Annotated in this window: 17 protein-coding genes; 11 read left to right on the forward strand and 6 right to left on the reverse strand. The window is 72.5% G+C overall.

The features are described 5' to 3' along the window. Nucleotides 1-228 precede the first annotated feature (228 nt). Entirely contained in the window at nt 229-993 is a 765-nt protein-coding gene (locus ACQEV2_RS11390; RefSeq protein ID WP_433039220.1) for a hypothetical protein, read from the reverse strand. A gap of 88 nt (nt 994-1,081) precedes the next feature. Between ACQEV2_RS11390 and ACQEV2_RS11395 the strand changes: the two genes are divergently transcribed. After that, nucleotides 1,082-1,861: an adenosylcobinamide-GDP ribazoletransferase gene (locus ACQEV2_RS11395; protein ID WP_433054366.1), complete on the forward strand. Its 780-nt coding sequence runs from the start codon at nt 1,082-1,084 to the stop codon at nt 1,859-1,861. A 134-nt stretch (nt 1,862-1,995) separates the two neighbouring features. Here ACQEV2_RS11395 and ACQEV2_RS11400 read toward each other — a convergent pair whose 3' ends face one another. The 4 genes from ACQEV2_RS11400 to ACQEV2_RS11415 all read right to left on the reverse strand — a co-directional run bounded on the left by ACQEV2_RS11400 (nt 1,996) and on the right by ACQEV2_RS11415 (nt 7,846). Further along, nucleotides 1,996-2,646 carry a spherulation-specific family 4 protein gene (locus ACQEV2_RS11400; RefSeq protein ID WP_433039221.1) on the reverse strand — a complete coding sequence of 217 codons (651 nt, stop codon included), beginning with the start codon at nt 2,644-2,646 and terminating at the stop codon, nt 1,996-1,998. Continuing rightward, nucleotides 2,643-4,151: a hypothetical protein gene (locus ACQEV2_RS11405; protein ID WP_433039222.1), complete on the reverse strand. Its 1,509-nt coding sequence runs from the start codon at nt 4,149-4,151 to the stop codon at nt 2,643-2,645. The genes ACQEV2_RS11400 and ACQEV2_RS11405 overlap by 4 nt, the downstream gene beginning before the upstream one ends. After that, a complete protein-coding gene (gene pelF, locus ACQEV2_RS11410; RefSeq protein ID WP_433039223.1) occupies nt 4,148-5,668 on the reverse strand; it encodes a GT4 family glycosyltransferase PelF in 1,521 nt (506 codons plus the stop codon). Before pelF ends, ACQEV2_RS11405 begins: the two co-directional genes overlap by 4 nt. A gap of 132 nt (nt 5,669-5,800) precedes the next feature. Further along, entirely contained in the window at nt 5,801-7,846 is a 2,046-nt protein-coding gene (locus tag ACQEV2_RS11415) for a hypothetical protein (protein WP_433039224.1), read from the reverse strand. 353 nt (nt 7,847-8,199) lie between these two features. Here ACQEV2_RS11415 and ACQEV2_RS11420 point away from each other — a divergent pair, with 353 nt between their 5' ends. The 10 genes from ACQEV2_RS11420 to ACQEV2_RS11465 all read left to right on the forward strand — a co-directional run bounded on the left by ACQEV2_RS11420 (nt 8,200) and on the right by ACQEV2_RS11465 (nt 24,726). Beyond that, nucleotides 8,200-9,747 carry a leucyl aminopeptidase gene (locus ACQEV2_RS11420; protein ID WP_433039225.1) on the forward strand — a complete coding sequence of 516 codons (1,548 nt, stop codon included), beginning with the start codon at nt 8,200-8,202 and terminating at the stop codon, nt 9,745-9,747. 265 nt (nt 9,748-10,012) lie between these two features. Further along, nucleotides 10,013-11,401: a dihydrolipoyl dehydrogenase gene (gene lpdA / locus ACQEV2_RS11425; RefSeq protein ID WP_433039226.1), complete on the forward strand. Its 1,389-nt coding sequence runs from the start codon at nt 10,013-10,015 to the stop codon at nt 11,399-11,401. A 59-nt stretch (nt 11,402-11,460) separates the two neighbouring features. After that, complete coding sequence (gene sucB, locus ACQEV2_RS11430) at nt 11,461-13,239, forward strand: 2-oxoglutarate dehydrogenase, E2 component, dihydrolipoamide succinyltransferase (protein ID WP_433039227.1); 1,779 nt, start codon at nt 11,461-11,463, stop codon at nt 13,237-13,239. Nucleotides 13,240-13,459: 220 nt separating this feature from the next. After that, nucleotides 13,460-14,092 (forward strand): GntR family transcriptional regulator, encoded by a 633-nt coding sequence (locus tag ACQEV2_RS11435; protein ID WP_433039228.1) that lies wholly within the window; start codon nt 13,460-13,462, stop codon nt 14,090-14,092. Nucleotides 14,093-14,172: 80 nt separating this feature from the next. Beyond that, a complete protein-coding gene (locus tag ACQEV2_RS11440; protein ID WP_433039229.1) occupies nt 14,173-19,020 on the forward strand; it encodes an HAD-IC family P-type ATPase in 4,848 nt (1,615 codons plus the stop codon). A 57-nt stretch (nt 19,021-19,077) separates the two neighbouring features. Then, nucleotides 19,078-19,209 (forward strand): hypothetical protein, encoded by a 132-nt coding sequence (locus tag ACQEV2_RS11445; RefSeq protein WP_433039230.1) that lies wholly within the window; start codon nt 19,078-19,080, stop codon nt 19,207-19,209. A 135-nt stretch (nt 19,210-19,344) separates the two neighbouring features. Further along, nucleotides 19,345-19,824, forward strand: coding sequence for a hypothetical protein (locus ACQEV2_RS11450; protein WP_433039231.1), 480 nt, complete (start codon nt 19,345-19,347; stop codon nt 19,822-19,824). A gap of 373 nt (nt 19,825-20,197) precedes the next feature. Next, on the forward strand, nt 20,198-22,900 hold the full coding sequence (gene aceE, locus ACQEV2_RS11455; RefSeq protein WP_433039232.1) for a pyruvate dehydrogenase (acetyl-transferring), homodimeric type: 2,703 nt from the start codon (nt 20,198-20,200) through the stop codon (nt 22,898-22,900). A gap of 93 nt (nt 22,901-22,993) precedes the next feature. Then, nucleotides 22,994-23,980: a helix-turn-helix transcriptional regulator gene (locus ACQEV2_RS11460; RefSeq protein WP_433039233.1), complete on the forward strand. Its 987-nt coding sequence runs from the start codon at nt 22,994-22,996 to the stop codon at nt 23,978-23,980. A gap of 227 nt (nt 23,981-24,207) precedes the next feature. Further along, entirely contained in the window at nt 24,208-24,726 is a 519-nt protein-coding gene (locus ACQEV2_RS11465; protein ID WP_433054369.1) for a DUF4240 domain-containing protein, read from the forward strand. An 18-nt stretch (nt 24,727-24,744) separates the two neighbouring features. Here ACQEV2_RS11465 and ACQEV2_RS11470 read toward each other — a convergent pair whose 3' ends face one another. Next, nucleotides 24,745-24,966, reverse strand: a complete 222-nt coding sequence (locus tag ACQEV2_RS11470; protein ID WP_433039234.1) for a hypothetical protein — start codon at nt 24,964-24,966, stop codon at nt 24,745-24,747. Between the last annotated feature and the right edge of the window lie 119 nt (nt 24,967-25,085).

Raw genomic sequence — 25,085 nt, forward strand, 5'->3', positions numbered from 1 at the left:
CCGGGCTGCGCCGTCGTCGGTGGGTGCCGTTGCCGCGGGAAGAGGGGGGCCGACGGGTCAAGCGTGCCGGCGGTCCTCGGGTGGCGTTACCGCGCGTATGTCACGGCCGGTGCCGTGGTCGCGGCGATGGTGGTCGAGGTGGCGCTGAAGGAGAACCTCGCCGGGAAGGAGCACCTGGCGGCGATCGCGGCGGTGCTGGTGCGGGGCGGCGGCGGCGCTGCGCCGGCGTCAGCGGCGGTCGGCGGTGTTGCCGGGCGCCGCGTCGGGTTTGCCGCCCAGCCATTCCTCCAGGGCGCGGCGGGGACGGACCCAGCGGCGGTCGTGGCGGTAGGCGCGCAGGCTGGCCTTGGCGCGGGCGCGCGGGCGGCGGACGTAGAAGCGGCGGGCCCACGCGGAGTTGGGGCGGGCCAGGCGGATGGCGCCGACCAGGGCGATGACCGGCACGATCACACCGAAGATCGCGACACGGGCCTTTCCCTTGCTGAGCGCGATGAGGGAGAAGAGGAAGTTCACACCGACGTTGAGCAGGACCGTGCCGCGGCTCTGCGCCTCGTCCTGGTTGAGGTTGTTGACGCCCAGCGGTGAGAAGCCCACGAGCAGCAGGCCTCCCATGGCCGCCGTGAGGACGACGACCTCCACGCTCTTGCGTCCCTCCTCGCTCCAGTACACGTCGTCGAGGTGCAGGATCAGCGCGAACTCGTCGAGGACCAGCCCCGCGCCCATGCCGAAGATCACCGCGAAGACGGCGGCGCCGAAGCCGTAACGGCTGCTGGACACCGCACCGAAGCCGCCCGCGACGGTGAGGACGACGCCCGGGACCACGTGGTGGATGTGGACGGCGCCGGTCTCGATGTTGCGGAAGGGGCCCTTGCCCGCGCGGATGAGGCGAGTGATGAGACGCGTGACGAGGAAGGTGACCACGAAGGCGGTCAGGGCCAGGAGCAGGGGGAGTTTGCCCGGTTCGATGACGTTGCGTTCCAGCCAGTGGCCCATGGGGTCAGTGTGTCGGCGGCCAGGGTGCGCTGCCTGGCGGGTGCGGCGTCCGGGCTACTCTGCGGGCGTGTCCATGACCCCGCCGTCCATGACCCCGCTGCCCCTGCACGGTCTCCGTTTCGCCTTCGGCACCCTCAGTGTGCTGCCCGTCAAGGTGAGCCGCTGGGACCGGGAGGCCGCGCGGGGTGGGATGCTCTGCGCTCCGCTGGTGGGGGTGGTGCTCGGGGTGAGCGCCGGCCTGCTCGGGCTCCTGCTCCTCGTCCTCGGCGCCGGCCCGCTCCTCGCCGCCGTCGCCGCGGTCGCCGTTCCCGCCGTACTCACCCGGGGGCTGCATCTCGACGGGCTCGCCGACACCGCCGACGGGCTCGGCAGCGGCAAGCCCGCCGAGGACGCCCTGCGGATCATGAAGCAGTCGGACATCGGGCCGTTCGGCGTCATCACGCTCGTGTTCGTGCTGCTCGCCCAGGTGGCCGCGCTCTCCCGGCTGTACGACGGCTCGTGGGCCCGGGGCGCCTTCGCCACCGTCGTCTCGGCGGTCGCCGCCCGCCTCGCGCTCACCCTCGCCGCGCGCACCGGCGTGCCCGCCGCACGGCCGGAGGGGCTGGGGGCCGCGGTGGCCGGGGTGGTTCCCGTACGGGGCGCGGTGGCCGTCGCCCTGGCCGTGACCGGCGTCGCCGCCGCGGCGGGAGCGCTGCTCGGGACGTACGACCTCGCCCGCACCGCCCTCGCGGTCCTCGCCGCACTCACCGCCGCCGAACTCCTCCTGCGGCACTGCACCCGCCGCTTCGGCGGCGTCACCGGTGACGTCTTCGGCGGGCTCGCGGAGACGGCGGCGACGACCGCGCTCGTCGTGCTGTCCCTGGGCTGACGCCCAGCCCGCCCGACGGCACCCACGCCGTGCCTGCTCGGTATCGAACTCGGCTTCGGCCGCCGGGACCCGGCGCAGCACCAGGGGGCGGGTGCTCGACTCGGCGTGCTGGGCGACCGGCGGACGGGGGCGGCTCAGCCGACGGGCCCCAGCGTGTGCGGCAACGTGCCCCACGGGTGATCGCCCGCGCCCGGCACCGCACAGTGCACCGTGGCTCCGCGGGCGCGCGCCAGGTCCGCGAGGCCGACATCGGCCGGGACGCCGTACACCAGGTGGCACAGCCGCACTCCGGTGCCGCCGCGCCACTGGGGCGGGCCGAGGCGGGCGTACGTCGCCCAGGTGCCCTCGAAGGTGACGAGGACGTCCGCGATCCTGGCGTACGACGGGTGCGGTGCCGTGCCGTGGTTCAGGGCGAGCGTGCCGCAGCCGGCGCCCCAGGCCGCCGTCGCGAGCCGCTGGTAGTAGCCGAACTCCTCGCGGCCCGCGGCGACCTGGTCGAGGAAGACGCCGTCCGCGCCGTACCACTCGCGGTGCCGCACGAGGTCGCGTACGACGTCCATGTGCGGGCGTCGGCCGTAGTCGGTGTCGGCGTAGCCGAGCACCCGCACGTCCGCATGGCGCAGGCGGGCCGCGACCTCCGCGAAGGCCGGGTCGGGGGCCTCGCCGGGGCCGCTGGCCGGGTTCAGGACGACCCCGTAGAGGCGGGGTGCGGCCGCGATGATCGCCTCCCATTCGGCGGGGCGGACGGACGGGTGCTCGTAGTACGGGATCAGCAGCTCGCTCATCGGTGGGCGGTCACTCTCCCCAACAGGGCGCAGACGAGGGCGGCTTGGATCATCGCCGCCGCCCCGTACACGATCAGGCCGACCTCGTGCGGGCTGCCGGTGTGCGTCACCAGGCCGGCCGTCTGGGCGAGGGCCGCCACGCAGCACACCGTCGCGGCGCCGAGCACCGCGCCGAAGGACTGCAGCAGCAGGCCGGTCCACAGCAGCGCGCCGAGGAGGAGCAGGCCGGCGAGGCGGATGCCCGCGATGCCTTGGGCGTGCGGCCACAGCGCGGAGGTGGCGAGGCTCAGGACGAGCAGGGAGAGCAGGTAGGCCGACAGGCACTCGACGACCGTGACCGCCGTGGTCCGCCAGAAGGCCTTCGGTGTGCTGCTGGAGCGCAGTCCGGCGAGGCTGCCGCTGCGGAAGCGGTACAGGAGCCATTCGGCGGGGCCCATGCTGAGGGTCAGGGCCACGGCGGCGGGGGCGGCGGTGCGCTGCTGCTCGCCGGTCAGGACATCGCCCAGAGCCGCGTGGAGGACCAGGACGCCGGTGGCGAGACCGAAGAGAGCGTAGGGGAGGGATGCGGAGAGACGGGGGCCCCTTGCCGTTGGCCGTGTGCGGGTGCGTCCTGGCTGGTCGCGCCCACGCGGCGGTAGCCACATGTCCGATACAGCCCCGCGCCCCTTTGGGGGCGCGACCTCACGGAGGCCAAGTAGTGCCACCACCGTCAGCGAGCCCAGCAGCAGGATCAGTCTCGCGGTGTCCGGCACATGATGGACGAACCCCAGAACGGCGCCCGCCGCCATCGGCGACAAGGCGGCCAGCAGCGCCCGTTCGCGGCCCATCACCAGTAGGGAGGTCGCCGCGCCCAGGTAGACCGACTGCCCGGCCGCGAAGGCGACCGCCACCGGATGGCCCGTACCGGCCACGGCGAACGCGGCCAAAGCGCCCAGCAGGGCGCCCGCCGGTGCCCCCAGCAGCAGAGAGCGGCGGGCGGCGGAGCGGTCGCCCAACCCCAGCCAGGAGTAGGCCCGATGGGCGAGGCCCTGGTTCCATGTCCAGCCGACCAGGGCGCCGGCCAGCAGCGGGAGCGTGCCCGCGGGGAGGCCGGAGTCGTCCTTCGGGCCGACGAGCAGGGGTGCGCCGAGGACGTAGCCGAAGCCGGGGAGGGCGAAGACGACGCCTCTCAGGAGGCAGCCCAGCAGGCCCACCTGCCAGGGGTCGGGGACCGGGCCGTCGGGCTCGGGACAGCGGCGTTCGACCCGTTCGTACAGCTCCTCCGCCAGCGCGAAGGAGTCCTTGACGCCGTAGCGCTCGCGTATCTGGTCGTCGGACAGGCCGTCGGACTCCAGCAGGGCGGCAATCTCGTCGGGGTGGACGGAGGCGGCTATGAAGTCGTCGAGGCGTTCGGCGAGTTCGTCGATGGGATCGGGCTGCGCCCAGCCGGGTGCGGTGCGCCGGCGCGGGATCACGGGCAGGGTGTCGGGGCGGGCGCCGGGCGGCATCCAGAGGCTTCCGCTCACCAGCCGGTTCCGTCCGTCGCCACCTTCTCGTACCAGGGATCGCGCAGTTCGAGGGTCCAGTCGGCGACCGTTTCGAGCGTGGGCTCGTACACCTCGGGGCTGCCCGCGAGCTCTTGGTAAATCGTCCGGAAATTGTCCACGGAGCGCCGGAGAGTGAAGCGGTCGATCACGCGCTGCCGGGACAATTCACCCAGTTTCCGGCGCCGTTCGTCGTCGCGGAGCAGAGTGAGGGCGGCGGCCGCCATCTTCTCCGGCTCGCGCGGCGGGACCACCAGTCCGGTGTCGCCGACGGCTTCGCGCACTCCCCCGACGTCCGTGGAGACCGTCGTACGGCCGCAGGACATGGCCTCGATGATGGAGAACGGGAAGCCCTCGGAGATGGACGACAGCATGACGACGTGTCCGGCCGCATAGGCGCGCCAGACCTCGCTGATCCGGCCCTCGAAGGTCAGGCCGTCCGTGACGCCGAGTTCGGCGGCGAGTTTCTCCAGCTTGGTGCGGTAGGCCTCGCCGCCGGGTGGGACGGGGCCGAACAGGCGCAGGCGGGTCTCCGGGAGTTCGGCGCGGACCATGGCGTAGGCCCGCAGCAGGGTCTCCAGGTCCTTGATGGGGTCGACGCGGCCGCACCAGGTGAGGGTGGGGACGTCGGGCTCGGGGCCGGCGTGCGGGAAGGCGTGCGGGTCGACGCCGTTGTAGACGGTGCGGATCTTGTCGGCGTCGGCACCGCCGCGCTCCTCCCAGCGGCGGTTGTACTGGTTGCAGGGGGTGATCAGGTCGGCGGTGCGATAGCCGTGCGAGTTGAGCTCACGGTAGAAGCCGAGCATGAACGCCTTCACGGGCCAGCGCTGGGCGTCGCTGCGGTAGCCGAGGTAGCGCTCACGCAGATAGATGCCGTGCTCGGTGAGGAGGAAGGGCACGCCGTCGAGCCTGCGGGCGGCGAGGGCGGGGAGGGTCGCGAGGCCGCTGCTGACGGCGTGGGCGACACAGTCCTCGGGGATGCGGATCCCGAGGGGGCGCAGGGCGTGTTCCAGCAGGTCGGTCGCGGTCAGGGCGTCGTGCGCGGTCGGGCGGGCGGCCGCGGTCGGCAGATGCGGCATCGTCCATATCCACATCAGCGACCGCAGCGCCGACTCGGTGCGCAGGGCCGCCGACAGGCGTCCGTCGCGGGCGAGTTCGGCCAGCTCGTCCAGGGCCTCGCCGAAGTCGCAGTGGGTCTCGGGGTCGAGGAAGGAGAGCAGGAAACGCTCGTAGGCGTCGCTGAAACGGCGGCGGGCCCGGCCGTACGGCGCTCGGCACCGCCCAGGGCGTGGGCCCCAGGTCGGTACGGAGGTGTGCCGGTAGACGTTGGGCGGCAGCTCCCATGTGACGGGTTCGCGGCCGCTGCCGGTGAGCGACACGATGTGGAAGTCGACCTCGGGCATGCCCTTGACGAGCTGGTCGCACCAGGTGCTGACGCCGCCGTGGACGTGCGGATAGGTGCCTTCGGTGAGCATGGTGACATGACGGCCCGTACGCATCGCTACGCGGTTCCCCCTGCTTTGCGGATGATGGGTGGGGAACTGCTGCCCGGACCCCGGCTGCTGGTCCGTTGTGGCTGGTCGCGCAGTTCCCCACGCCCTAGAGGCGTTGGCGCTGGCCCTAGTCGCGTTCTACGGCAGATTCAGTTTGAGCGCGGTCTGCAGCAGCTCGGGCGTGGTCCAGGCCGAGCGCTGTCCCGCGTACGGCGTGCCGAACGCGGTGGTGCCGATGAAGAGTTGCTTGGTGGTCCCTTCCGGTGCGGTCACCGGGATCGTGGTCCCGGACGGGGCCTTGACGGTGACGGTACTGCCGATGCGGTACGCCGTGACGGAGCCGTTCGCGAGAGCGGTCCGCCAGGCGGCGCGGCGCTGCAGCTCGGTGCCGATGGCGCTCTGGGCGAGGTTCTGCACCGGGGTGTTGTCGGCGAAGAGCGCCTGGTAGTCGGCGAGCACCCGGTCCAGGACCGGGTACAGCGTCCGGTCCTCGGCCAGGTTGGACTGGTGGGCGTAGTGCGGGCGCGGGTCGCCCGAGACGACATGGCCGAGGGCGGCACGGGCCTCCTGCGGGACGATGTACGACCGGTAGCCGGTGGCCGGGTCGAGCGGTTCGTCGAGGCAGGTGGACGCCGGGTTGTTCGCGCAGATGCCGCTGCCGCCGTCGGCCGCCGAGGTGTGGATCCAGTTGTACTCGTCGGCCATCTCCTCGTCGGTTCCCACGTTGTAGTACACGTTCATCGGGTGGCGGGGCACGGTCAGCGCGGCGCCGACCGAACGCTGGTCGGGCTCACGGGAGTTGTCCGAGGCGGTCCACTTCACGCCGTTGTCGGAGAGGGCTCCGGCGAGGTGGGGGTTGTCGTCGGGCTGCTGGGGCAGGGTTTTCAGGCCCGAGTGCTCGCCGGTCACGAGTTCCGTGCGGTCGAGCGGGAGCCCCTTGGTGACGCCCCAGTTGTGGTTGTCGCGGATCTGCGCCGAGATGTCGGCGCGGCTCATGTACCGCGTCGAGCCGTCGGCGTTCTCGGCGCAGCTCCACGGGACGGTCGAGGTGTCCTGGACGCAGCCGAGGAACGGGTGTGTGTAGGTGTGGTTGATCCAGCGGTACTGCGCCTTGTCCGCGAGCAGGCGGTCGGTGAGGGCGTCGGTGCCGCCGTTCTCGCGCTTCCACTCCTCGCCGGAGCCGGCGTTGTAGACCATGTCCAGCGTGAACCCGTGCTCGCGCTGCCACTGGGCGGCGTACACCGCGTCCTCGGCGGTCATACGGATCGGCGTGGTCCCCTCGCCGTCGCCGCCCACGCAGTCGAAGTCACCGGGCGTGCAGTTGTGCTCGGTGTCCCAGCGGCTGTCGGGCGCGAAGACGTCGTCGACGTGCACCGCGAAATAGTTGCGCGTCCGACCCAGGTGCACGCCCTGGGTCAGCCATTCGACGATGCCACGGGCGAGGACCCGGAACTGCTGCTGGTACTGGTTGTAGGCGAAGGTCACCACCAGCTCGCGGCGCCCGTCGTGGGCGTACTCGCCGATGAGGCTGCCGCGCCCGGAGCCCGCGGGCACGGGAAGGTCGACATAGCTGGTGAAGCCGGTGCGGGGCCGGGCGGCGTAGCCGTAACTCTCCTGTACGGACGCGTCGTTGTCCTCGAAGGTGAAGGCGCCGTCGAGATAGCCGAAATACCCCGCCCTGCCCGCGTCGGTGACGGACGCCTGCCGCCCGTCGAGGGCGCCGGCCCAGCCGCCCTCGCTGGTGTAGTCGAGGCCGACGCCCGGGTGGGCCCAGGTGTAGGCGTCGACCTGGGGGATGCCGTAGGTGCGCTCGTAGCTCTCCAGCGCGGTCTGCTCGGCGGAGCCCGCGCCGAAAGGGGCCTCGCTGGGCAGGACGACGCCCTGGTACTTGGCCCGGGGCCTGCCGTTCACCGTGTCGCTGAGGAACGCGTCCGTGATGGTCGGGCGGTTCGCGTCGTTCAGGTCGACGGTCGTGTACGGGATGCCGGTGCTCTTCAGCTGGGCGGTGACGGCCCGGACGGGGCTGTCGCCGTTGTCCACGACCAGCACCCTGAGATCGATGCGCGGCGCCTCGGCGGCCGCGGCGCCCGGGGCCGCCGCCAGGCCCAGGCTCAGCAGACTCGCGGCCGCCAGGGCGGCCACCGTATTCCTGCGGTTTCTCCGTCTGCGCGCACTCTGCGCCATTGGTTGCCCCTTCCCCCCAGAAGATCCCCGTACGGCCGCCCGTGACAGATCGGCGGAGGATCCGTGGAAATCATGCAAGCGGCAAGCTGATCGCTCACCGGAACCAGACGAGTGTGACTCAGCTCACCAACATCAAGGATCAAGAAATGACCACGACGCCACCGACAGGTGAACGCCCGTAGGAATGAGCGAACGCTCACACGAGCGTAGGCTCGTCCCGAGTGTTCGCCGTACCGGGGAAGGCCCCGCTGATACCGCACCCGTAGGTCGGAACTAGGGTCGGCCGTCGGGCCCGGTCGACCCACACCAATTCGGCCATCGCAACTTCACATCGGAAGCGAGATTTCACCACCGTGACTGCTCTCACTCTCAGCACCGCCGCGGCGCCCGGCCTGCGGGCCGACGCGATCGTGATCGGTGTCGCCAAGGGCTCTGGTTCCAAGGGCGGGAGCCTGGTCGTCGCACCGGGCGCCGAGGCCGTGGACAAGGCGTACGACGGCAAGCTGGCCGGCGTCCTGGAGACCCTCGGTGCCTCCGGTGCCGAGGGCGAGGTGACGAAGCTCCCCGCACCCGCCGGTTTCAAGGCCCCGCTCGTGGTGGCGGTCGGCCTGGGTGCCGAGCCCGAGGACGCCAAGGACGGGGCGTACGACGCGGAGGCGCTGCGCAAGGCCGCCGGCGTCGCCGCCCGCAGCCTCGCCGGCTCCAAGAAGGCCGCGTTCGCGCTGCCGCTGGGCGATGCCGCCGACGTCGGCGTCGTCGCCGAGGGCGTGCTGCTCGGCGCCTATGCCTTCGACGCCTACAAGGCGAACGGCAAGGACGAGAAGAACAAGAAGAACGGCAAGGCCCCTCTCGCCGAGGCCGCCCTGCTCGGCGGCAAGCCGCGCGACAAGGAGCACAAGGCGGCGATCGAGCGCGCCACCGCCGTCTCCGAGGAGCTCAACCGCGCCCGCGACCTCATCAACACCCCGCCCAACGACCTCACCCCCGAGTCCTTCGCCGCGATCGCCTCGGCGGCGGCCAAGGAGCACGGCATCAAGGTGCAGGTGCTCGACGAGAAGGCGCTGACCAAGGGCGGCTACGGCGGCATCCTCGGTGTCGGCTCCGGGTCGGCCGCGGGCCCGCGCCTGGTGAAGCTGACGTACACGCACTCCAAGGCGGACAAGCACCTCGCCTTCGTCGGCAAGGGCATCACCTACGACTCGGGCGGCATCTCGCTGAAGCCGGCCGGGCACAACGAGACGATGAAGTGCGACATGAGCGGGGCGGCGGCCGTCTTCGCCGCGGTCGTCGCCGCCGCTCGGCTCGGCCTCCAGGTGAACGTCACCGGGTGGCTGGCGCTCGCCGAGAACATGCCGTCGGGGTCCGCCGTGCGTCCGGGTGACGTGCTGCGCATGTACAGCGGCAAGACGGTCGAGGTGCTCAACACCGACGCCGAGGGGCGGCTGGTGCTCGCCGACGCCCTGTGGGCCGCGTCGCAGGAGAAGCCGGACGCGATCGTCGACGTCGCGACGCTCACCGGCGCGATGGTGCTGGCGCTGGGCAACCGCACCTTCGGTGTGATGGCCAACGACGACGCGTTCCGTACCGCGATCGTGGAGGCCGCCGAGGAGGTCGGGGAGGCGTCCTGGCCGATGCCGCTGCCGGAGCACCTGCGCAAGGGCATGGACTCGCCCACCGCCGACATCGCCAACATGGGTGAGCGGATGGGTGGCGGGCTGGTCGCCGGTCTCTTCCTGCGCGAGTTCGTGGGTGAGGGCATCACGTGGGCGCACCTCGACATCGCGGGGCCCGCGTTCAACGAGGGCGGGCCCTTCGGGTACACGCCGAAGGGTGGCACCGGCTCCGGTGTGCGGACGCTGGTGCGGCTCGCCGAGCTGACCGCCGCGGGTGACCTGGGCTGACGTTGTTACGGGTGAGGGGACTCCGCGCGCGGGTAGAGCGGAGCCCCCTCTTCCATGTCCGCTCAACCGACTCTGCCGTGCCCGCTCAACTGAACGTGGGGCGTCTCACACACCGGCCCGGCGTCTCGTTCGGTGTGGACAAGTGCGAAGATGGGCGTCGGCAGGACAGGGCCCCACCTAAGGGCCGAAGAACGAGCGGCCGGACACCAGCCGCCAGCCGGTCAGTGAAGACCGGCGTACGGCGCACATGCATGGAGGACGTGACGTGGCGAACGACGCCAGCACCGTTTTCGACCTAGTGATCCTCGGCGGTGGTAGCGGTGGTTACGCCGCGGCCCTGCGCGGGGCGCAGCTGGGCCTGGACGTCGCCCTGATCGAGAAGGACAAGGTCGGCGGCACCTGCCTGCACCGGGGTTGCATCCCCACCAAGGCCCTGCTGCACGCGGGCGAGATCGCCGACCAGGCCCGCGAGAGCGAGCAGTTCGGTGTGAAGGCCACCTTCGAGGGCATCGACATCGCCGGGGTCCACAAGTACAAGGACGGCGTGATCGCCGGCCTGTACAAGGGCCTGCAGGGTCTCGTCGCCTCCCGCAAGGTGACGTACATCGAGGGTGAGGGACGGCTGTCCTCCCCGACGTCGGTGGATGTCAACGGCCAGCGCATCCAGGGGCGCCACGTGCTCCTCGCGACCGGCTCCGTGCCGAAGTCGCTGCCGGGCCTGGAGATCGACGGCAACCGGATCATCTCCTCCGACCACGCCCTCGTCCTGGACCGCGTGCCGAAGTCCGCGATCATCCTGGGCGGCGGCGTCATCGGCGTCGAGTTCGCCTCCGCGTGGAAGTCCTTCGGCTCGGACGTCACCGTGATCGAGGGCCTGAAGCACCTCGTCCCGGTCGAGGACGAGAACAGCTCGAAGCTTCTTGAGCGCGCCTTCCGCAAGCGCGGCATCAAGTTCAACCTCGGCACCTTCTTCCAGAAGGCCGAGTACACCGCCGACGGCGTCAAGGTCACCCTCGCCGACGGCAAGGAGTTCGAGGCCGAGGTGCTGCTGGTGGCGGTGGGCCGCGGGCCCGTCTCCGCCGGTCTCGGCTACGAGGAGCAGGGCGTCGCGATGGACCGCGGCTACGTCCTGGTCGACGAGTACATGCGCACCAACGTCCCGACCATCTCCGCCGTCGGTGACCTCGTCCCGACCCTGCAGCTCGCGCACGTCGGCTTCGCCGAGGGCATCCTGGTTGCGGAGCGTCTGGCCGGTCTGAAGGTCGTCCCGATCGACTACGACGGTGTCCCCCGCGTGACCTACTGCCACCCGGAGGTCGCCTCCGTCGGCATCACCGAGGCCAAGGCCAAGGAGATCTACGGTGCGGACAAGGTCGTCGCTCTGAAGTACAACCTGGCGGGCAACGGCAAGAGCAAGATCCTGAACACCGCGGGCGAGATCAAGCTCGTCCAGGTCAAGGACGGTGCGGTGGTCGGCGTCCACATGGTCGGCGACCGCATGGGCGAGCAGGTCGGCGAGGCCCAGCTGATCTACAACTGGGAGGCCCTGCCGGCCGAGGTCGCCCAGCTCATCCACGCCCACCCGACGCAGAACGAGGCGCTCGGCGAGGCCCACCTGGCCCTGGCGGGCAAGCCGCTGCACTCGCACGACTGACCCTCGGTCGACGAAGCGACGACTCAGACTTCCGCAATTCGTAAGGAGCAACCGAAACCATGGCGGTTTCCGTAACCCTTCCGGCGCTCGGCGAGAGCGTCACCGAGGGCACTGTCACCCGCTGGCTGAAGGCCGAGGGTGAGCGCGTCGAGGCCGACGAGCCGCTGCTCGAGGTCTCCACCGACAAGGTCGACACCGAGATCCCCTCCCCCGCCGCCGGCGTCCTGGCCTCCATCAAGGTCGCCGAGGACGAGACGGTCGAGGTCGGCGCCGAGCTGGCCGTGATCGACGACGGCACCGGTGCCCCCGCTGCCGCCCCGGCCCCCGCCGCCGAGGAGGTCGCCCCGCCGGCTCCCGAGCCGGCTCCGGCCGCCCAGCCCTCCACCGAGCAGGCCGCCCCCGCTCCCGCCCCGACCGCCGAGGCCGCCGCAGGCGCCGGTACGGCCGAGGGCACGGACGTGGTCCTGCCCGCGCTCGGCGAGTCCGTCACCGAGGGCACCGTCACCCGCTGGCTGAAGTCGGTCGGTGACAGCGTCGAGGCCGACGAGCCGCTGCTCGAGGTCTCCACCGACAAGGTCGACACCGAGATCCCCGCCCCCACCTCCGGCACGCTGCTGGAGATCGTGGTCGGCGAGGACGAGACGGCCGAGGTCGGCGCCAAGCTGGCCGTCATCGGCGTCGCGGGTGCCGCTCCGGCGGCCGCCCCGGCCCCGGCGGCTCCGGCTCCCGCCGCCGCTGCCCCGGCCGCCCCCGCGGCTCCGGCCGCTCCGGCTCCCGCTCCGGCCGCGCCCGCCGCTGCCGCCCCGGCTCCGGCCCAGCCCGCGGCTCCGGCCCCCGCGCCGACGCCCGCCCCCGCTCCGGTCACCCCGGCTCCGGCTGCCCCGGCCGCCGCCAAGCCGACCGACGAGGGCGCCTACGTCACCCCGCTGGTGCGCAAGCTCGCCGCCGAGCACGGCGTCGACCTGGCCGCCGTCAAGGGCACCGGCGTCGGCGGCCGTATCCGCAAGCAGGACGTCGTCGCCGCCGCCGAGGCCGCGAAGGCCACCGCCGCTGCCCCGGCCCCCGCCGCCGCGGCTCCGGCCGCCGCCAAGAAGGCCCCGGCGCTGGAGGTCTCGCCCCTGCGTGGCCAGACCGTCAAGATGCCGCGCATCCGCAAGGTCATCGGCGACAACATGGTCAAGGCGCTGCACGAGCAGGCGCAGCTGTCCTCGGTCGTCGAGGTCGACGTCACCCGCCTGATGCGCCTGCGCGCCCAGGCCAAGGACTCCTTCGCCGCGCGCGAGGGCGTCAAGCTCTCCCCGATGCCGTTCTTCGTGAAGGCGGCGGCCCAGGCGCTGAAGGCCCACCCGGTCATCAACGCCAAGATCAACGAGGCCGAGGGCACGATCACCTACTTCGACTCCGAGAGCATCGGTATCGCGGTGGACTCCGAGAAGGGCCTGATGACCCCGGTCATCAAGCACGCGGGCGACCTCAACATCGCCGGCATCGCGAAGGCCACGGCGGAGCTGGCGGGCAAGGTCCGCGCCAACAAGATCACCCCGGACGAGCTGTCCGGCGCGACCTTCACCATCTCCAACACCGGTTCGCGTGGCGCCCTGTTCGACACGATCATCGTGCCGCCGGGCCAGGTCGCGATCCTCGGCATCGGCGCCACGGTCAAGCGCCCGGCCGTCATCGAGACGGAGGAGGGCACGGTCATCGGCGTCCGCGACATGACATACCTGACCCTGTCCTACGACCACCGCCTGGTGGACGGCGCCGACGCGGCCCGTTACCTGACGGCGGTCAAGGCGATCCTGGAGGCGGGCGAGTTCGAGGTCGAGCTCGGCCTCTGATCTCCCTGATCGGGACTACGGCGCCCCGCCCGGAGCTTCTCCGGGCGGGGCGTCGGCTTTCGGCGCCGCCCGAAGCCGGACCGGACCGAGCTCCTGGGCTCCCCAACCGACCCCCGACGTGTAAGTCTCGTCTCACCTGCACGAAAGCGCCCCCACGCGCCCTCCCTACGGAGCGCAACGGCCTTATTGTCTAAACGTCAACGCGCCCTAAGGAGCCCTCATGACCGCCCCCGTCATCCACTCGCTGCGCGAACAGATCCGCGAGCACATCCTGGAGGGGATCATCAGCGGTCGCTGGCAGCCGGGCGAGCGAATCGTGGAGCGGCGCATCGCCACCGAGCTGGAGGTCAGCCAGACACCCGTACGCGAGGCCCTGCGCGAACTGGAGTCGCTGCGGCTGATCGAGTCCGCGCCCAACAAGGGCGTACGCGTACGGAGTCTGACGGCGGCCGACCTGGAGGAGAGCTACCCGGTCCGGGCCGGCCTGGAGGCCATCGCCGCGGAACTCGCCGCCGACCGTCTCGCCGAGGACTGCTCCGCCCTGGAGCCGCACGTCACCGCCCTGTACGAGGCCGACCGCAACGCCGACGGCACCGCCCAGGTACGGCACACGGTCGCCTTCCACCGTGAACTGGTCCGCGCCGCGGGCAACTCGGTGCTGCTGCACACCTGGGAGGGCCTCGGCATCGAGGTCTTCACGGCCCTGTCGATCCGGTGGCTGGGGACGGTGCAGCAGTCGTACGCGGAGGAGCACGACGAGCTGGTGGCCGCGTTCCAGCGCCGGGATCCCCGGATCGCCGAGATCGTCAAGGCCCATGTGCTCGGGTGCGCGCCGCGGCACGAAGGCGAATAGCCCGAGCCGGACTCGTCCACCTGGCCCACCCCGCGCTGCTGTGGCAGGCGAGGCCGCTGTGACCTGCCGATACTGGCCGCGTGACCTGGCCACAGCTGTCCTCCGTGCTGCCCTCGTCCCTCCTGCCCGCGACCCTGACCGCCGTGGCCTCGACGGCGTCGGCGGTCCGTTCCTTCGCGCAGGGTCTGACGGCCGTACCGGCGGCGCTGCCGGTGATCGGGCCGATGCTGCGGCCCCGTACGCCCGGTCTCTGGCGGACCCCCGAAGGCGTCCAGATCGAGGTGCGGCGGCTGGGGCGGCCCGGCACGACCGCCGCGGCCCGCGAACTCGAGGCGACGCTGCGCCGCCTGCCGGGGGTGGGCCGCGCCGAGGTGAACGGCACGCTGGGCTGCGTGTACGTCGGCTGCGGGCCGGAGACCGACCTCGACCTCGTCACCACCGCCGTCACGGCCGCCGACGCCTCCGCCGCGGAGGGAGCGGGGCGTGGGGGCAGGCAGCGCGAGGGGGCTGAGGGCGCGGATCGTCAGTGCGAGAGGGCCCCGTCTCGGGGTGAGGGCCCGCAGCCCGAGGCGGGGAAGGGTGCGGCGCCTCCGCACGAGGCGGCGAACAGCACGGCCCCTCCGCACGACGCGGCGAACGGCACAGCCCCCCAGCACGAGACGGCAAACGGCACAGCCCGTCACCGCGAGGGGGCCACGGATCGTGGGCGGCCCGCTGTCGGCTACCCCGGTGCGCGGGGGGCGCAGGTCGGGGCGGCCGTGCGGCTCGGGGCGGGGCTGCTGGCGGTGGGCGTGGCGTCGGTGGGCGACGCGATCGGGCTGCGCGGCCTGCACCCGCTGGTGATGTCGGCGATCCAGTTCACTGAGACCACCCCGCCACTGCGCGAAGGCATCGCCCGCCGGGTCGGCGAGACGGCGACGGAGCGCGGCTTCGCCGTGGCGAACCTGCTGGTGACGACGCTGACCTTCCGGCCGCTGGGCGCCACGGTGCAAGCCGTGCTGGCGGCCGCCCGGTACACGGAGGTGCGGGCCCGGCGCGGGGCGTGGGCGCAGTGGGCGTCCAGGCTGGCCGTGCACGAGGGGACGTACCGCCACGACGCGGTCCCCGCCTACGAACGTCCCGCGCCGCTGCCGCCGGGCCCGGGTGACCGGTACGCGAACGTGGCGGCGCCGGTGTCCCTGGCGGCGTACGGGCTGACCTCGGTCGGCACGCTCAGCCATGACCGGGGGCTGGCCCTGCTGATCGCGGGAACGCCGCGCGGCCCTCACTTCGGCCGGGAGGCGTTCGCCTGCTCGATGGGCCGGGTCCTCTCCGACCGGGGCGCGCTGGTGCTGCGGCCGGAGGTGCTGCGCCGCCTGGACCGGATCGACACCGTGGTCCTGGACGCCCGCGTCCTGGCCGACGGCGACTGGACGGTGGAGGGGGTGCTGCGCCTGCCGTCACCCGGTGCTCCGGACCACGGCCTCACGGACGGCGGTGCGGCGGGCGGCGGTGCGGTGGGCGGCGGTCCGGGCGACGACGAGATCCACGTACGCATCCACGAGTTGATCGCGGCGGACGGTCCGGCCGGGAAGCGCCTCCGGCACGGCCGTAAGGCTCTGACACCGAGTCGGCGGGACGGCTGGGAGCTGCGGCCGTTCCCCGACGGCACCGAGGGCGACGGCGTCGTGCCGCCGGACACGGTCGCGCAGGCCCGGCGGTGGGCCGAGGAGGGGGCGCGGGTGATGCTCGTCCTGCGCACCGGCACGCCCGTGGCCGTGGCCGCCCTCGTTCCGCAACTGCACCCGCTGGCCCACCACTTGGTGCGCGCGGCACAGGAGTGCGGCCGGGTACGGCTGGTCGGCGGACCGCCCGGACTGCATCTGCGGTTCGGGCTCGACGAGGCCGTGCCGACCGGGCACCGGCGGACGGCCGCCCTGGTGCGCTCGCTCCAGGCGGAGGGACATGGGGTAGCGGTGGTCTCGGCGCGGACCCGGCGTGCGCTCGTCCGAGCCGATCTGGGCATCGGGTCGATCTCGGACCCGCGACATGTGCCGTGGGACGCCGATGTCGCCGCCCCGCCCGATGTCGTCCACCTGCTGCTGACGGCCCTGCCGGAGGCCCGGCGCATCAGCCGGCTGTGCGCCCGGATGGGGGGCGCGGGGGCGGTGGCGGGCTCTGCGCTCGCGCTGCTCGTGCCCCGCCCGCGTGCCTGGGTGCGGGCGCGTCTGGTGGCCGACGGGGTGACCGTCGCCGGCATGGCGGCGGGCTTCTGGGCGGGGTGGCGGCTGCACGGCCGTCCGGCCCCGGCCGCCACCGAGCGCACGCCCTGGCACGCGATGGCGGTACGTCAGGTGATGGCCCGGCTCGCCACCTCGTCCCGGGGACTGGACGAGGCCGAGGCCGCGCGGCGGCGGCAGTTCGAGGGAGGCGACCGGCCCGAAGGCGCCGTCACCCTGATCGGCCGGGTCGCGGAGGAGCTGGCCAATCCGCTCACGCCGATCCTGGCGGTCGGCGGCGGTATCTCGGCGGCGCTGGGTTCGGTCCTGGACGCGGTGCTGATCGGCGGGGTGCTCGGTGTGGACGCGCTGGTCGGCGGGGTGCAGCGGCAGCGGGCCGACGAGGCGGCGGAACGGCTCGTGGAGGCCACGTCGGTACGGGTGCGAGTGCTCAGGCCGGGCCGGACGGAGCCGGTGGAGACGGCCGGCGAGCATCTGGTGCGCGGCGACGTGATCGAGCTGCGGGCCGGGGACTCGCTGCCCGCGGACTGCCGGGTGGTGCGTGCGCACGGCCTGGAGGTGGACGAGTCCAGCCTCACCGGCGAGTCGCTGCCCGTCGTGAAGAGCGCCGCGCCGACCTCGGCCCGGGTGGTCGCCGAACGCTCCTCGATGCTCTACGAGGGCACGACCGTGGCGGCCGGTCACGCGCTCGGCGTGGTCGTCGCCACCGGAACCGCCACCGAGGCGGGCAGCGCGGGCGAGGCGGGCCCCGAGGGCGCGCCGCCGGAGAGCGGGGTGGAGCGGCGGCTGAAGGCGCTGGGGCGGTGGTTCCTGCCGCTGTCCGTGGCCGCGGGCGTCGCGCTCTTCGCCGTGGACCTGCTGCGCAGACGGCCGCTGGGCGCCGCCCTGGGGTCCGCGGTCAGCCTGTGCGTGGCGGCCGTACCGGAGGGGCTGCCGTTCGTCGCGACGGTCGCGGAGCTGGCGGCGGCCCGTCGGCTGTCCAAGCGGGACACCCTGGTCCGCAGCGCCTCCACCATCGAGGCGCTGGGCCGCACCGACGTGCTGTGCTTCGACAAGACCGGCACGCTCACCGAGGGCCGGATCAGTCTCCAGCAGGTCTCCGACGGCCGGGAGCGCGGGGCGCCCGCCCGGCTCACCCCGGCACTGCGCCGGATCGTCGCCACGGCCGCCCTCGCCGGTCCGCCGGGCACGGCCGCGGACCTCACCCATCCCACCGACCGGGCCATCGCGACCGGCGCCGAGCTGCTCGGCGCGGCCCCGGCCCGGGCCGCCGGACTCGGCACGGACGCCTGGGAGCGGCTGGCGGAGCTGCCGTTCGAGCCGGGGCGCGGCTACCACGCCGTGCTGGGGCGGTCCGACAGCGAGGCGCGGATCGTCGTCAAGGGGGCACCGGAAGTCGTACTGGCCCGCTGCGACCGCGTCCGCCGGGGGGATGCCACGGAGGCGTTCGCCGAGGGACTGCGCGCGGAGACGGAGGCGGAGATCGACCGGCTGGCCCGGCGCGGCCTCAGGGTGCTCGCGGTCGCCGAGCGCGTCCTGCCCGCGGACGCGCCCCAGGGTGAGCCCGGCCTCGGACCCGGCCTCGGCGACGACGCCGTCCACGGGCTGAGTCTGCTGGGCCTGCTGGGTCTCGCGGACCCGGTGCGGGCCACCGCCGCCGAGAGCGTGGACCGGCTGACGCGGGCCGGGGTGCGCATCGTCATGGTCACCGGAGACCACCCGAGCACCGCCGCCGCGATCGCCCGGGAACTGCGCCCCGAGGAGGAGCCGCGCCTGATGACGGGGGCTGAGCTGGACGCCCTCGAGGACGCGGAGCTCGCGAGGACACTGCCGGACATCACGGTGTTCGCCCGCACCACCCCGGCGCACAAGGTCCGTATCGTCACCGCGCTGCGCTCGGCCGGGCGGATCGTCGCCGTCACCGGCGACGGCGCCAACGACGCACCCGCCATCCGGATCGCCGACGTCGGCATCGCCCTGGGCTCGCGGGCCACCCCGGCGGCCCGGGCCGCGGCCGACGTGGTCGTCACGGACGACCGCATCGAGACGATCGTCGACGCCTTCGTGGAGGGCCGCGCCATGTGGGCCTCGGTGCGCAGGGCGCTGGGCGTCCTGCTCGGCGGCAACCTGGGCGAGATCGCCTTCACCCTCGGGACCACGCTGCTCACCGGGCGCAGTGCGCTGGGCGCCCGCCAGCTGCTCCTGGTCAACCTGCTCACCGACATGCTGCCGGCGATGGCCATCGCCGCCCGGCCGCCCGCCGCCCACCGGGACCAGCTGCTCGCGGAGGGCCCGGAGGCCTCGCTCGGTGAGGCCCTGACCCGGCACATCCGGCTGCGCGCGGCCCTCACGACGGTGGCGGCCACAGCGGCCTGGATCGCGGCCCGGGCGACCGGCACCCGGGCGCACGCCGACACCGTCGCGCTGGTCGCCCTGGTGACCTCCCAGTTGTTCCAGACGCTCCAGGACGCGGGCCGCGATCCGGTGGTGGCCGCGGCCGTGGTCGGGTCGCTGGTGGTCCTGGGCGTGGTCGTGACCGTGCCGGGGCTCAGCCACTTCTTCGGCAGCCGGCCGCTCGGGCCGGTGGGCTGGACGATCGCGCTGGCGTCGGCGGCGGGGTCGGTGCTGATGCCCGCGGTGGCCCGGGGCGCCGCCGATGCGCTGGGGAAAGTTCACCCGCAGGACACCCGGGTGCAGCCTGCCGGATGACATCGGCGCGGACAAAGGAGTCGTACGCAGCACAACGCACACGAAAGGCGGCCGATCATGCCGCACATCCTCACCACGGTCCTGGCCAATGTGGCGATCGCCCTGCTCGAGGCCCTCCTGGTGCGCCTGGCCATCCAGCTCTGGAAGGCGTTCGCCGTGAGCGGGGGCCCGGCAGCCGCCCACGCCTGAGGCGGACACCGAACTGACGCGGACACCCAACCAACCTGAGCGAATTGTCCGTTCGGGTCGGGTTTAGCCGCGCGTAGCGATGGAAGGCGGCTGGAAGGACCCCTCACCGACGCTTTCCAGCAGGGGATGACGGAGATGACTTCCCCAGAACCGCAGACCCAGCACGTACAGCACACAACCCCACCTCAGGCCACGCCCCAGGCCGAGGAGGCCATGGGCCCCGAGACCCAGCAGGCACCGACGGAGGAGCACCACGGCGGCAGGGTCGTCCACCTGCACACCGCGCACCCCCGGGTTCCGATCCCCTACGTGACACCGGGCGACATGTTCTCCGGCGCCCGCACCGCCACGGCGACGGCCACGTCCCTGCTCCCCTCGCCCCGCAGGCTGGCCTTCTACGGCCTCCTCGGCGGCATGACCGTAGCCGGAGCCATGGCCTGGCCGGTCGCGGTCGCCGTCGGCGCCGCCACCGAGGTGATCACCCGCGAGCAGTCCGCACGGCACCAGCAGGAACACGCGCGCATGGAGCGGGAACGCGCCGAGCGTGAGCAGGACCGAGAGGACACCGCGGGCCGGTCGGAGACCGGGGCGCCCCGGCAGACGGCGATGGGCTGAACACACCCGGCGTCGCGAACGCCGATGGGGCCCGGACGCAGGGGACAGCGTCCGGGCCTCATCGGTGTTTCAGTGCTTCCCGACCCCCGCGAGCCGCCCAAGCTAGCCGGTCACAACTCAGGTGAGCAGGCAAAACGCGGCACCGCGTGCCTGATGACCCGGCACCGGATGCCAATTTCTCGCTCCGGGGACTTTTTCCCCTTCTGCCCTTTGATCGATCATCGATCAGGGAGTTACAGTCGCCGACGGGCCACGCGGCGGCAGCCGCAAGGTGTCACAGCACCGAGGCCCTCCGCCCTGTCCTGCCAAGACCAAGGGCACACCCGAACCCTTACCGATGAGGGAACCCCCTTCGACTGAGGAAGGCGGCGACATGACCGACCCCCAGGCCATCCAGCCGAGCGAGCTCGACCAGCTCCCGGACCGCGACCCCGAGGAGACCGCCGAATGGCAGGCCTCGCTGGACGCGGTCGCCAAGGCGGCCGGCCCGCACCGTGCCGCATACCTGATGCGCCGCACGCTGGAGCGCGCCGAGGGCACCGGCATCGCGCTGCCCAAGCTCCTCGAGACCGACTACGTCAACACCATCCCCACCGCCGCCGAGCCGAGCGTGCCCGGTGACGAGGAGATGGAGCGCCGTATCACCGCGTGGAACCGCTGGAACGCGGCCGCGATGGTGACCCGCGGCTCCAAATACGGCGTCGGCGGCCACATCGCCACCTTCGCCTCCGCGGCCTGGCTGTACGAGACCGGCTTCAACCACTTCTTCAAGGGCAAGGAGGCCGACGGCTCGGGCGACCAGCTCTACATCCAGGGCCACGCCTCCCCCGGCATCTACGCCCGCGCCTTCCTCGACGGCCGCCTGAACGAGGCCCACCTCGACAACTTCCGCCAGGAAGCCGGTGGCAACGGCCTTCCGTCCTACCCGCACCCGCGCCGTCTGCCCTGGCTGTGGGAGTTCCCGACGGTGTCGATGGGCCTCGGCCCGCTGTCGGCCATCTACCAGGCCCGCTTCAACCGCTACCTCACCAACCGCGGCATCAAGGACGTCTCCGCGTCCCACGTCTGGGCCTTCCTCGGCGACGGCGAGATGGACGAGCCGGAGTCGACCGCCGCACTCGCGCTGGCCTCCCGCGAGGGCCTGGACAACCTGACCTTCGTCATCAACTGCAACCTGCAGCGCCTCGACGGCCCGGTCCGCGCCAACTTCAAGATCGTGCAGGAGCTGGAGGCCCAGTTCCGCGGCGCCGGCTGGAACGTCGTCAAGACGCTGTGGGGCACGGCCTGGGACGAGCTGTTCCAGCTCGACACCACGGGTGCGCTCGTACGCCGTCTGCGCGAGGTACCGGACGCGCAGGTGCAGACGTACCAGACCCGCGACGCGGCCTACATCCGCCAGGACTTCTTCGGCAAGGACCCGGCGCTCGTCGAGATGGCGAAGCTGCTGAGCGACGACAAGATCCTGGAGTGCTTCCACCTCTCCCGCGGTGGCCACGAGGCGCGCAAGGTCTACGCCGCCTACAAGGCCGCCGTCGAGTTCAAGGGCGCGCCGACCGTCATCCTGGCCCAGACCGTCAAGGGCCACACCCTCGGCGAGGGCTTCGCGTCGAAGAACGCCAACCACCAGATGAAGAAGCTTTCGGTGGACGAGTTCAAGGCGATGCGCGACCTGCTCGACCTGCCGATCAAGGACAGCGACTTCGTCGACGGGGTCGTCCCCTACGGCCACCCCGGCGCCGACTCCCCCGAGGTCCGCTACCTCCAGGAGCGCCGCGCGGCCCTCGGCGGCCCGGCCCCGGCCCGCCGCGTCCACCCGGTGGCGCCGTTGCCCGCTCCCGCCGAGAAGGCGTTCGCCAGCTTCGACAAGGGCTCCGGCTCCCAGAACGTGGCCACCACCATGGCCTTCGTCCGCCTGATCAAGGACCTGGTCCGCGACAAGGAGACGGGCAAGCGCTGGGTGCCGATCGTCCCCGACGAGGCGCGCACCTTCGGCATGGAGAGCCTCTTCCCGTCCCTGGGCATCTACTCGCCCAAGGGCCAGACGTACGAGCCGGTCGACCGCGACCAGCTGATGTACTACAAGGAGGCCGAGAACGGCCAGATCCTCAACGAGGGGATCACCGAGGCCGGTTCGATGGCCGACTTCATCGCCGCGTCGACCGCGTACTCCACGCACGGCGAAGCGATGATCCCGTTCTACATCTTCTACTCGATGTTCGGCTGGCAGCGCACGGCCGACCAGATGTGGCAGCTCGGCGACCAGCTCGGCCGCGGCTTCCTGGTCGGCGCGACGGCGGGCCGTACGACGCTGACGGGCGAGGGCCTGCAGCACGCCGACGGCCACTCCCCCGTCATCGCGGCGACGAACCCGGCGGCGCTGACGTACGACCCGGCGTTCGCGTACGAGGTCGCGACGATCGTCAAGGACGGTCTGCGCCGCATGTACGGCGAGGCGGCGCCGGGCGAGGACCCGAACGTCTTCTACTACCTCACCGTCTACAACGAGCCGCTGCCGCAGCCGGCCAAGCCGGCCGGCCTCGGCATCGACGAGGGCATCGTCAAGGGCCTGTACCGCTTCAACACGGCCGAGTCGGCGGGGCTGTCCCCGGTAGCCAACGCCCCGCGGATCCAGCTGCTCGGCTCCGGTACGGCGATCCACTGGGTGCTTCAGGCCCAGAAGCTGCTCGCCGAGGAGTGGGGCGTGGCGGCGGACGTCTGGTCGGCCACCTCGTGGACCGAGCTGCGGCGGGACGCGCTGGAGGCCGACGCGGCGCTGCTGCGCGGCGAGGAGCGGACGCCGTACGTCCGCCAGGCGCTCCAGGGTGCCGAGGGCCCGGTGCTGGCGGTCTCCGACTACATGCGCCAGGTCCCCGACCAGATCGCGCAGTGGGTCGAGCAGGACTACTCCTCCCTCGGCGCCGACGGCTTCGGCCTCTCCGACACCCGCGAGGCCGCCCGCCGCCACTTCGGCGTCGACGCACAGTCGATCGTCGTCGCGGCCCTGGCCCAGCTCGCGAAGCAGGGCGAGGTCAAGGCGACGGCGGTCAAGGAAGCGCGCGAGAAGTACGGGCTGTAACAGCGGACGGTGCTGTAAAAGCTGACGGTCAGTGAAGGGGTACGGCGGCTGCCGTACCCCTTCGTTGTCAGTGGGCCCCGGCATCATGGCCGTATGCGTGCTGCCCGGCTCATCAAGATGGTGCTGCTCCTCCAGTCCCGGTCCGCCATGACCGCCGCCGAACTCGCGCGCGAGCTGGAGGTGTCCGAGCGGACCGTCACCCGGGACGCGCAGGCGCTGTCCGAGGCCGGGGTTCCCGTGTACGCCGATCGGGGGCGGGCCGGCGGGTACCGGCTCATCGGGGGGTACCGCACCCGGCTGACGGGGCTGGGCCGCAGCGAGGCCGAGGCGTTGTTCCTGTCCGGCGTGCCGGGAGCGCTGCGGGAGATGGGGCTGGAGGACGCCGCATCCGCCGCCCGGCTCAAGGTGTCGGCGGCCCTTATGCCCTCCCTGCGCGACGCCTCCCGCACCGCCGCTCAGCGGTTCCATCTCGACGCCCCGAACTGGTTCAAGGAGCCGAAGACACCCGAGCTGCTGCCGGCCGTGGCCGACGCGGTGTGGGACGACCGGCGGATCGTCGCGCGGTACCGGCGCGGGGAGGGGGAGGGTCAGCAGGAAGTGGTGCGGGAGCTGGAGCCGTACGGGCTCGTGCTGAAGGCGGGGGTCTGGTATCTGTGCGCCCGCGTGGCGGGGCACGGGACGTACCGGGTGTACCGGATCGACCGGTTCACCGCCGTGGACCCCGGTGACGAGCGGTTCGAGCGGGACGAGGAGTTCGATCTGCCGGCCTTCTGGGACGAGCGGGCGGAGCAGTTCGCGCGGTCCATCCTGCGGGCCGAGGTCGTGGTGCGGGTGTCCCCGGACGGGGTTCGCCGGCTGCCGTACACCGTCGATCCGCAGTCCGCGCGGGAGGCGCTGGAGGCGGCCGGCGCCCCGGACGGGGCCGGGTGGGTGACACTGACCCTCCCGGTGGAGTCCGAGGAGGTCGCCCACAGCCAGCTCGCGGCGCTCGGGCCGGAGGTCGAGGTGCTGGCGCCGGAGGAGCTGAGGGCTCGTTTCGCGAGCGATGCGATACGGCTGGCGGGGTTGTACGGCTCGTGAGAGGTACGCGTACGCCATGAGGCGGGTAGGGTCCCGTCGCCCACGGTCGTTACGACGCGATGAGCCACGTCGTGCCACGCAGCGCCGGGCCGTCTCCAGGGGCCGTACGCGATGAGCTCGATCGCGCCGGCTGCGCCGCCCACGGCGTACGACACCATGAGCCCCCTATAACAATCCGCTCCACTCCACGTGCGCCCCACCCCTCCAGGGCCGATGCTTGACCCGTGATGGACGAGACGGAGTTCTGGGAGCTGATCGACGCGACCCGGGAGGCCGCCGAGGGCGACCCGGAGGAGCAGGCCGACCTGCTGGTGGAGCGGCTCCTGGCACTGGACCCGGACATGGTCCTGGACTTCGCCCGTCACTTCGAGGCCCGCTACAACCGCGCGTACACCTGGGACCTGTGGGCCGCGGCCTGGATCCTGCTGGACGGGGCCAGCGACGACGCGTTCGACTTCTTCCGGTGCTGGCTGATCGGCCAGGGCCGCGAGGTGTACGAGGGCGGCGTGCACGACCCCGACTCGCTCGCCGACCTGCTGGACGACTTCGACGAGGAGTTCGACGGCGACGCCGAGGAGCTCGGCTACGCGGCCGACGAGGCCTACGAACAGCTCACCGGCACCGTCGCCCCCGACCTCGGCATCCCGCCCGCGCCCCCGGAACCGGCGGGCACACCGGTCGACCTCGAGAACGAACGGGCGCTGGCGGAGCGGATGCCCAGGCTGTGGGAGCGGTTCAAGGACTGAGAACCTCAGTACTGGGCCTCAGGCCACGGCCCGCCTGCGGTTCGGTTCCGACGGGAGGTACGCCTGCGTCTGGTCGGCCTTCACCGCGTGGGGCATCGGGGCCTTGTTCGCCTGGTCGAGCGCGGACGCCGTGACGGCGGCCGGCCCCAGGACGACGGTCGCGACCGCGCAGACCACCGTCCAGACGCGCTTGCTGCCGTTGCCGCCGCGGTTGCCGCTGCCGCTGTAGTCGCTGCTCATGATCCCCACCTCCGGTCAGTGCGTGTGCATGACGATAGGAAGGCTGTCTCGGGGTGATCGGTGAGTCGGCTACGAGAAACCTGTGAGGGTGCGCGGACTGTTCATGTCTGTGCGGACTG

Source organism: Streptomyces sp. CA-251387 (genome assembly GCF_050936625.1).
Lineage (GTDB): Bacteria > Actinomycetota > Actinomycetes > Streptomycetales > Streptomycetaceae > Streptomyces.